Genomic DNA, 8,098 nt, shown 5'->3' on the forward strand with positions numbered 1-8,098 from the left:
ACGACGACGCGCGCCCCCAGCACGACCGCGCCGTCGCGACGGCGTGCGGCCCGCAGCAGCAGGTCGTGGCCGTCGACCCGCAGGTGGCGCAGCAGGACGTCCCCGCGCCGGCGCAGGAGGCCGTCCGCGGACGGCCCGGGCAGCCGGTAGGCGCCCGGCGGCAGCAGCTCGGCGCGCAGCTCGACCATCGCGGTCAGGCTACGCCGCCGGACGGCGGCACACGGGCCGGCCGCTCGGCGACGGCCGTCGGCCCTCGGCGGGGGCCGCGACCGCGTGACGGGCTAGCGTCCGCGGCTGCGCACCTGGTGGACGTCGACCAGGAACCGCTGGGTGTCGACCACGTCGAGCCCCTTCGGCGGCGCCCAGCGGCGACGCGCGCGAGCGGTCCGGTGGGCCACGACCGCGGTCGCGATCGCGCCGGCCACGAAGCCGGTGGTCGCGACCGCCGCCGCCTGCACGGCGACCGTCTTGACGCTGCGCTGGCCGGCGAGTGGGGCCGGCCCGTCGTCCAGCGGCGTCACGACGGCGTAGAGCTCGGCGTCGACCAGCTCGCCGGTGGCCTCCTCGTACTCGTCCAGATCGGACTCCGGCAGCGGCGACGACGACATGACGCCCCCGAGGCTAGCGCCGGGGCCGGCGGGAGCCGTCGGCGGCCGCCGGCGCCTCAGGCGTTCTCGACCCGGCCCGCGGCCAGCTTCGACTGCTCGTCGACCCAGTCGCCGGTGAACTTCGAGTCCTTCGGGGCCGACGGCTCGGCGCCGTCCTCGAGCAGCCGCTCGTAGAAGCGGTAGCGGCGCGCGACCGTGCCGCCCATCTTCGACATCGCCCTGTTCATGTTCAGGTTCGACTCGAGGATCCAGCCGCACTCGCCGCCGCCCTGGGGCGTGCGCATCGCCGACTGGTAGTGCATCTCGTAGAGCTTGGCCCCAACGCCGGTGTGCTGGTACTCGGGCTTGACGCCGAGGGCGAAGACCCGCACGCGGTCGGTCTGCTTGCGGTGGCGCAGCAGCGTCAGCCACCCGAACGGCAGCAGCCGCCCGTTCCTGACCCGCCGCAGGACCTGGTTGAAGTCCGGCAGCGAGAGCGCGGCGCCGACGACCTCGCCGGTCTCGGGGATCTCGGAGACCATCGCCCAGTTCTCGTCGAGGATCGGACCGAGCTCCTTGGCGTAGTGGCGGACCTCGGTCTCGTTCAGCGGGACGAAGCCCCAGTTCTTCTCCCAGGCGGCGTTGTAGACCTCGAGGAAGCGCCCGACCTCGGCCTCGAGGTCCTTCTTCACGAAATGGCGGCTGACGATCCCGTGCTCGGACTCGACCCGCTCGGCGATCCGCCAGATCATCGGGTGCACGCGCTCGCGGTCGCGGGCGTGCAGGTCCCACATCAGGGTGTCCATCGCCCGCTCGAAGCCGCCGGCGTTCTCCAGCAGGGTCCGGTAGTACGGGTGGTGCCAGCCGGTCAGCACGATCGGGGGCCGGTCGAAGCCGTTGACCAGCAGGCCGCACTCGTCGTTGGTCGTGAAGCTGAAGGGACCGACGATCCGGTCGCAGCCGCGCTCCTTGACCCAGGCCGCCGCGGCGTCCAGCAGCGCGTTGGTGGCCTCCTGGTCGTCCTCGACCTCGAACCAGCCGAACTGGCCCCAGCGGTTGCCCTGGAACTCGTGCAGCGCCCGGTCGACGTGGGCGGTGATCCGGCCCACGACCCGCCCGTCGCGCTCGGCCAGGAAGTACTCGGCCTCGGCGTGCTCGAACCACGGGTTCTTCTTGCGGTTCAGCTGCTCGGCGACCATCAGCCGCAGCGGCGGCACCCAGTGCTCCTGCCCGCGGTACAGCCGGAACGGCAGGTCGATGAAGCGCTTGAGGTCACCGCGCGTGCGCACGGGGCGGATCTGCACGGTCACGAGGCGGACCCTATCCACCGAGCGACCCGGCGGGCCCCTACGCCTCGACCTTCGCCACGCTGCCGTCCCCCGCCACTTCGTGGGTCCAGTCGCCGGCGAACTCGCCGCCGGGCGCGGCCGAGCTCTGCGCGCCGTCCTCCAGCAGCCGCTCGTAGAAGCGGTAGCGGCGGGTGATCGTGCCGCCCATCCCGGCCATCGCCTTGTTCATCGCGGTGTTGGTCTCGAGGATCCAGCCGGTCTCGCCGCCCTTCTGGGGCGTGGTCTCGGCCGACTCGTAGTGCATCTCGTAGAGCCGCGCCGCAACCCCCGTGTGCTGGTATTCGCGCTTGACGCCCAGGGCCAGCACCCGCACGCGGTCGATCGCGCGACGGTGGCGCAGCAGCGTCAGCCAGCCCAGCGGCAGCAGCCGGCCGCCGCGGACGCGCGCCAGCACCTGGTTGACGTCGGGCAGCGTCAGGGCGGCGCCGACGACCTCGCCGGTCTCGGGCTTCTCGGCGATCATCGCCCAGTGCTCGTCGAGGATCGGCCGCAGCTCCTTGGCGTAGGCGCGGACCTCGTCCTCGCTCAGCGGCACGAAGCCCCAGTTGCGCTCCCAGGCGGCGTTGTAGACCTCGAGGAAGCGCCCGACCTCGGCCTCGAGGTCCTTCTTGACGAAATGGCGGCAGACGATCCCGTGCTCGGACTCGACCTTGCCGGCCATCTCCCAGATCGCCGGGTGGACCCGGGCCCGGTCCTGCACCCACAGGTCCCACATCAGCGCGTCCATCGCCTTGCCCAGGCCCGCGCCCTCGAGCAGCGCCCCGTAGTAGGGGTGGTGCCAGCCCGTCAGCACGATCGGCGGCCGGTCGAAGCCCGCGACCAGCAGCCCGCACTCGTCGTTGGTGGTGAAGCTCATCGGGCCGACCACGCGATCGCAGCCGCGCTCGCGGACCCAGGCGGACGCGGCCTCGATCAGGGCCGACGCCGCCTCCTGGTCGTCCTCGCACTCGAACCAGCCGAAGAGCCCCCAGCGGTTCTGCTGGAACTGCTGGAGGTTGCGGTCGACGTGGGCGCTGACCCGGCCGACGACGCGACCGTCGCGCTCGGCCAGGAAGTACTCCGCCTCGGCGTGGCGGAAGAACGGGTTGCGCTTGCGGTCCAGCTGCTGGCGCACCAGCGTCCGCAGCGGGGGTACCCAGCGGGGCGCGTCGGTGTAGAGACGGTACGGAAGGTCGATGAAGACCCGCAGATCGCCGCGATCGCGCACGGGTCGGACAAGCACGCTCACCGGCCAGACCCTATAACCAAGGATCGTGAACCCCGTGAGCTCTGGCCCGCCCCCCTCCCAGCCGACCGCGCCCGTCGACGTCTTCGCCAAGGTCCGTGGACACGCTCGCGAGGAGCAGCTCAACGCCGCGCGCGAGGCCGGCCTGCTGCCCTACTTCCACGTCCAGGACTCGGCCGCCCAGCCGGTGGTGACGATGGAGGGCGCCGAGCGGGTCCAGCTCGGCTCCAACAACTACCTCGGCCTGACCTCGGATCCGCGGGTCCTGCAGGCCGCGCACGACGCGATCGACGCCTACGGCAGCGGCCTGACGGGCTCGCGGCTGCTCAACGGCACGATCCCGCTGCACCTCGAGCTCGAGGCCGAGATCGCCGACTGGATGGGGACCGAGGACGCGATCGTCTTCTCGACCGGGCACCAGGCCAACGTCGGCACCCTCGGGACCATCCTCTCGCCCGGCGACACGGTCGTCGCCGACTCCGGCGACCACGCGTCGATCCTCGACGGCTGCCTGCTGAGCAAGGCCAAGCTGCGCCCGTTCCGCCACAACAAGCTCGACAAGCTGGAGAAGCAGCTGCAGCGCGCGGCCAGCGACGGCGGCGGCGTGCTGGTGGTCGTCGACGGCGTCTTCTCGATGGAGGGCGACATCGCCCCGCTGCCCGAGATCGCCGACCTCTGCGGCCGCTACGGCGCGCGGCTGATGGTCGACGAGGCCCACGGCGCCGGGGTCCTCGGCGCGCGCGGCGCGGGAACCTGCGAGCTGCTCGGGATCGAGGACCGGGTCGACCTGCGGATGGGCACCTTCTCGAAGTCGCTGGCCAGCTGCGGCGGCTTCATCGCCGGCTCGACCGAGGTCATCGACTACCTGCGGATCAGCTCGCGCGCCTTCCTCTTCACCGCCTCGGCGGTCCCGGCCGCGGTCGGCGCGGCGCTGGCGGCGCTGCGGATCACCCGCTCCGACGAGGGGCCGGCGCTGTTCGCGGCCGTGCTCGACAACGCCCGCTACCTGCGCGACGGGCTCGAGGCCCTCGGCTACGCGGTCGTCCAGCCGCAGCCGATCGGCGACGGCCGCGACGTCGTGACGCCGATCGTGCCGGTGCTCGTCGGCGACGACTGGAAGGCGGCGCTGCTGTGGCGGGCGCTGTTCGACGGCGGCGTCTTCGTCAACACGGCGCTGCACCCGGCGGTCCCGCCCGGCGGCGCGATGCTCCGGACGTCGGTGATGGCGACGCACTCGCGGCAGGACCTCGACCGCGCGCTCGGCGCGTTCGAGCGGGTCAAGCGCGACTTCGAGGCCGAGCACGGCGCGCTGCCCGGTCCCGGCAGCCACGGCTGAGCCCGGAACGGGCGCGGACCGCGGTCGCCGACCCGGACGGTCGTCCGCCGTCCGCGATCGACGATCAGGTTTTTCCCGCTACGAGCGGGTGCGTCGACGATTCTGCCGTTGACCGCTCGGCCCGACGATCGTAGGTTCGAGCACGAGCGCGGGGCTGCGGTGGGGCGGCCGACGCGAGCACCACGGGCTGCGGCCCGGCGGCGGCTCGTCCGTGTCTCGTAGAGCAGGATCGCCGCAACGATGACCCCAGAGGGAGTGGTTCATCTCGTGCCTGACGTGCAGCAGGTGACGTTCGACATGCCCAATCGCCCCGCGCCGCCGGTGCCCCCCGCGCTGGCCGCCGAGGTTCGCCCACGCGAGCAGCAACGACGTGACGCGCTGGAGCGCGCGAACGCCGTCCGCCTGGCGCGCGCGACGCTCAAGCGCGCGGTCCAGGAGGGCCGTCGCCGAGCCGCCGACGTGGTGGCCGCGTGCCCGCCCGAGGCCGCCTCGATGCCGGTCGGCGAGCTGCTCGCCGCCCAGCACCGCTGGGGCGAGGCGCGGACGCTGCGCCTGCTGCGCCGGATCCCGGTGCCCGAGACCAAGGCGGTCGGCGCCCTGACGCCGCGCCAGCGGCGCGCCCTGGTCGAGCTGCTCGGCGGCGCGACGACGCCGCTCCGCGGAGACGGCCGGGCGTCCGAGGCCCGTCGGGCCGACGCCTGCGCCGGATCGGCCGCCGCCTGATCGTCGTCGACCGGCCCGCGCCTCGGCATCGCCGCCGGGGCGAGCCGGACGGCGTCGGTCAGACGCGGAAGGACAGTCCGCCGGTGCGCTCGCGGAAGGCGCGCCGGAGGGCCGTGAAGGCTCCGGCGAAGACCACCGCCGCGACCCCCAGGACCGCCCAGACCGGCACCGAGACGCCGAGCGCCGAGAGGCCGAAGCCGCCGGCGGTCGCGACCACCGCAGCCGCCACCCCGGCGATCATCGCGCTGTGGGAGCGGTAGCCCGCGAAGTGCTCGCGGATCGCCAGCTCGGTCGAGGCCGCGCCGACGACGAGCAGACCACCGGCGATCATCTGGCCGCTGCGCGCGAAGACGCCGACGCCCGCCAGGACGATCCCGACCAGGATCAGGATCTCGGTCACCGGGACCGGGGCCCAGATCGGCTGCGGCGCCTCGTCGCGATCGGCCTTCATCGAGACCGGCGCCCCCGACGGACGTGGCGGGCTCGGCCGGCTGCGGGCGCGCCTGGCGCTCGCGGGCGCCGCGCTGCCCTCCGGCCGCCGCGCCTCGGCCTCCCGTCGGGCCGCCGTCCGCTTCTTGCGACTCGCCCTCGACCGCTTCTTGCTGGTGCCCGCCACGACGAGCAGCCTAGATGATCGATGCCGCGGGATCAGGCACCGAGCCGCCAGATCGAGGGATCATCGCCTAGCGCCCGGGCTGCGCGACGCCGGGAGCGCCCGCCGGCGGCGTCACCAGACGCCTGATCCCGCGCCGCAGCGCGTCGGCGTCGAGGGTCCCGACCTCGCGCGCGCTGACCTTGCCGTCGGCGCCGACGAAGATCACGAACGGGCAGACCGGCATCCCGAGCCGGGCGCCCAGCGCCCCGTCGCGGTCGTAGGCGACCGGCAGCGTCCAACGGCGGCGCCGCACCAGCTCGGCGGTGCCGTCGTGCTCGCCGCCGAAGGCCACGGCCAGGGTCGCGATCCGCGGCGTCTCGCGGCGCAGGCGGTCGAGCTCGTCGACGACCCGCACGCAGGGGTCCATGCCGTTGGTGAACATCACCAGGACCAGCGGCCGCCCGCCCTTCAGCAGCGCACAGGACGTGATCACCGAGCGGTTGCGGATCGAGCAGGCGGGGTGCTTGCCGGCCTGGCCCTGGCCGGCGCGCGAGGCCAGGTTGACGTCCTCGCGGCCGCCCGGCAGCTTCGGCGCGGTCGCCAGCGGCGCCGCGAACGGCGGCAGCCGGCTGCCGACCGCGATCGTCCCGGCCCCGCCGTCGCCGCCGCGGCGGGTCAGCAGCGAGATCGACACCAGCACCAGCATCAGGATCGCCACCAGCACCGTGTAGCGCACGCCGACGGCCCGGCCGACGGTGCCCATCCGCGCGCCGCGCTGGACCCGCGGTCCCGGCACCGGGCGCAGGTCGTCCGCGGGCGGCTGCCGATCGCCGGCGGCCGCCGGCGCCGCACCGCCCTCGTCGGAATCGTCGCCCGACGGCTCCGGATCGGATCGCCGCAGGTCCGGCGCGTCGCCGTGGCGGTCGCGCTCGTCGGGCGCGAAGCCGAACGGGTCGCCGTCGGGCGGCGCGGCAGGGCGCTCCCCGTCGGGGCGCCCGTCGTGCGCGGGCCGCTCGCGATCGCTCATGCGCGGACGGTACGCCGTCGCTCGGCCAGCGCGGCGAGCGCCGGCAGCACGAGCACCACCGCCGCGACGGCGACCAGCAGGTCCAGCACCGTCACGAGCCCGAACTGGCGCAGCAGCGGGATGTCGCTGACGGCCAGCACGGCGAAGCCCGCGATCGCGGTCGCGGCGGACGCCCCGACGGCGCGACCGGTCGAGCGGGCGGTGCGGGCGATCGCCATCGCGTCGCCGTGCCCGGCCTCGCGCTCCTGGTGGTAGCGCTCGGACAGCAGCACGCTGAACTCGGTCCCGATCGCGACCACCAGCGCGCCCAGGACCACCGACAGCGGGTTCAGCGGCAGGCCGAAGAGCCACGTCAGGAGGCCCGACCAGCCGGCGGCCAGCGCGACGGGCAGCAGCGGGGCCAGGCCACGGCGCCAGGAGCGCGTGAAGGCCACCAGCAGCCCGCCGACGAGCACCAGGCTGCCGAGCAGCGTCAGCAGCCGTCGCAGCGACGAGGAGACCTCGCCGCTGGCGTCGGCGACCAGCACCGGCAGGCCGGTGACCGTCGCCTGGACGCCCGGCGGCGGGTCGAGCGCCTTGCGCATCCGCTCGACGATCGCGCGCTGGTGGTCCAGCGGCCCCAGGCGCAGCCCGAAGCTGATCAGCGCGACCCGCCGTCCGGGCGCCAGGGTCGACTGCATGAAGTACGCGGGGACCGTGCCGATCAGCTCGTTGATCGCCGAGCTGGTCTTCGCGACGTCGGGGTTCAGGAGGTCGGTCGGCGCTCCGAGCGGGCAGAGGTCGGCGCCGCTGCAGCCCTTCGCCGCGTCGTAGTGCGCGTCGGCCAGGATCTTCGCGCGGGTGTCGGCGATCCACCGCAGGACCGCCGGCGTGGCGATCGACCGGGCCTTGACGAGCACCTGGATCTCGCCCGCGACGCCGCTCGAGCGCTCCAGCTCGTGGAGGTCGCGCAGCGCCGGAAGGTCGCTCGGCACCAGCCGCTGGAGGTCGGTCTCGACCGGTTCGCGCGAGCCGAGGACCGCGCCGCCGATCGCCAGCGCCAGGCCGATCGCGAGTACCGGCACCGGCCACCGGTGCGAGAAGGCCGCCACCCGCCGGACGACCGGGCCGCCACCGACGCCGCCGCGCTCGGCGGCCGGGGTCGGATCGGCGGCCACGACCGACCGCACGGCCGGACCGGCGACCGTCGCCAGCGGACCCCGCAGGCGGGCGCCGAGCCACCGCAGCGGGAGGGCCAGGCGCCACAGCAGGGCGCC

Annotated in this window: 9 protein-coding genes; 2 read left to right on the top strand and 7 right to left on the bottom strand. The window is 74.5% G+C overall.

From position 1 onward, the window contains the following. The 4 genes from PAI11_RS25795 to PAI11_RS09185 form a co-directional block, all read right to left on the bottom strand. Window positions 1-188, bottom strand: a 188-nt coding sequence (locus PAI11_RS25795) for a hypothetical protein (protein WP_040599455.1), incomplete at its 3' end; no start/stop codon positions are given. Between the two features lie 93 nt (window positions 189-281). After that, window positions 282-608, bottom strand: a complete 327-nt coding sequence (locus tag PAI11_RS09175) for a hypothetical protein (protein WP_007573438.1) — start codon at window positions 606-608, stop codon at window positions 282-284. Window positions 609-664: 56 nt separating this feature from the next. Next, window positions 665-1,897 carry a hypothetical protein gene (locus PAI11_RS09180; RefSeq protein ID WP_007573441.1) on the bottom strand — a complete coding sequence of 411 codons (1,233 nt, stop codon included), beginning with the start codon at window positions 1,895-1,897 and terminating at the stop codon, window positions 665-667. Window positions 1,898-1,934: 37 nt separating this feature from the next. Next, window positions 1,935-3,158, bottom strand: a complete 1,224-nt coding sequence (locus tag PAI11_RS09185; RefSeq protein WP_244406529.1) for a GNAT family N-acetyltransferase — start codon at window positions 3,156-3,158, stop codon at window positions 1,935-1,937. Between the two features lie 40 nt (window positions 3,159-3,198). Here PAI11_RS09185 and PAI11_RS09190 point away from each other — a divergent pair, with 40 nt between their 5' ends. Together PAI11_RS09190 and PAI11_RS09195 are read left to right on the top strand one after the other, a co-directional pair. Further along, complete coding sequence (locus tag PAI11_RS09190) at window positions 3,199-4,497, top strand: aminotransferase class I/II-fold pyridoxal phosphate-dependent enzyme (protein WP_007573445.1); 1,299 nt, start codon at window positions 3,199-3,201, stop codon at window positions 4,495-4,497. A 267-nt stretch (window positions 4,498-4,764) separates the two neighbouring features. Continuing rightward, entirely contained in the window at window positions 4,765-5,220 is a 456-nt protein-coding gene (locus PAI11_RS09195) for a hypothetical protein (RefSeq protein WP_138974196.1), read from the top strand. Window positions 5,221-5,278: 58 nt separating this feature from the next. Here PAI11_RS09195 and PAI11_RS09200 read toward each other — a convergent pair whose 3' ends face one another. The 3 genes from PAI11_RS09200 to PAI11_RS09210 form a co-directional block, all read right to left on the bottom strand. Continuing rightward, complete coding sequence (locus tag PAI11_RS09200) at window positions 5,279-5,836, bottom strand: hypothetical protein (RefSeq protein WP_040599456.1); 558 nt, start codon at window positions 5,834-5,836, stop codon at window positions 5,279-5,281. Between the two features lie 67 nt (window positions 5,837-5,903). After that, complete coding sequence (locus PAI11_RS09205; RefSeq protein ID WP_007573451.1) at window positions 5,904-6,842, bottom strand: TlpA disulfide reductase family protein; 939 nt, start codon at window positions 6,840-6,842, stop codon at window positions 5,904-5,906. Continuing rightward, window positions 6,839-8,098: MMPL family transporter (locus PAI11_RS09210; protein ID WP_040599458.1), on the bottom strand; the 1,260-nt coding region annotated here is incomplete at its 5' end. The genes PAI11_RS09210 and PAI11_RS09205, both read right to left, overlap by 4 nt.

Origin of the sequence: Patulibacter medicamentivorans, from assembly GCF_000240225.1 — a bacterium.
GTDB classification, from domain to species: domain Bacteria; phylum Actinomycetota; class Thermoleophilia; order Solirubrobacterales; family Solirubrobacteraceae; genus Patulibacter; species Patulibacter medicamentivorans.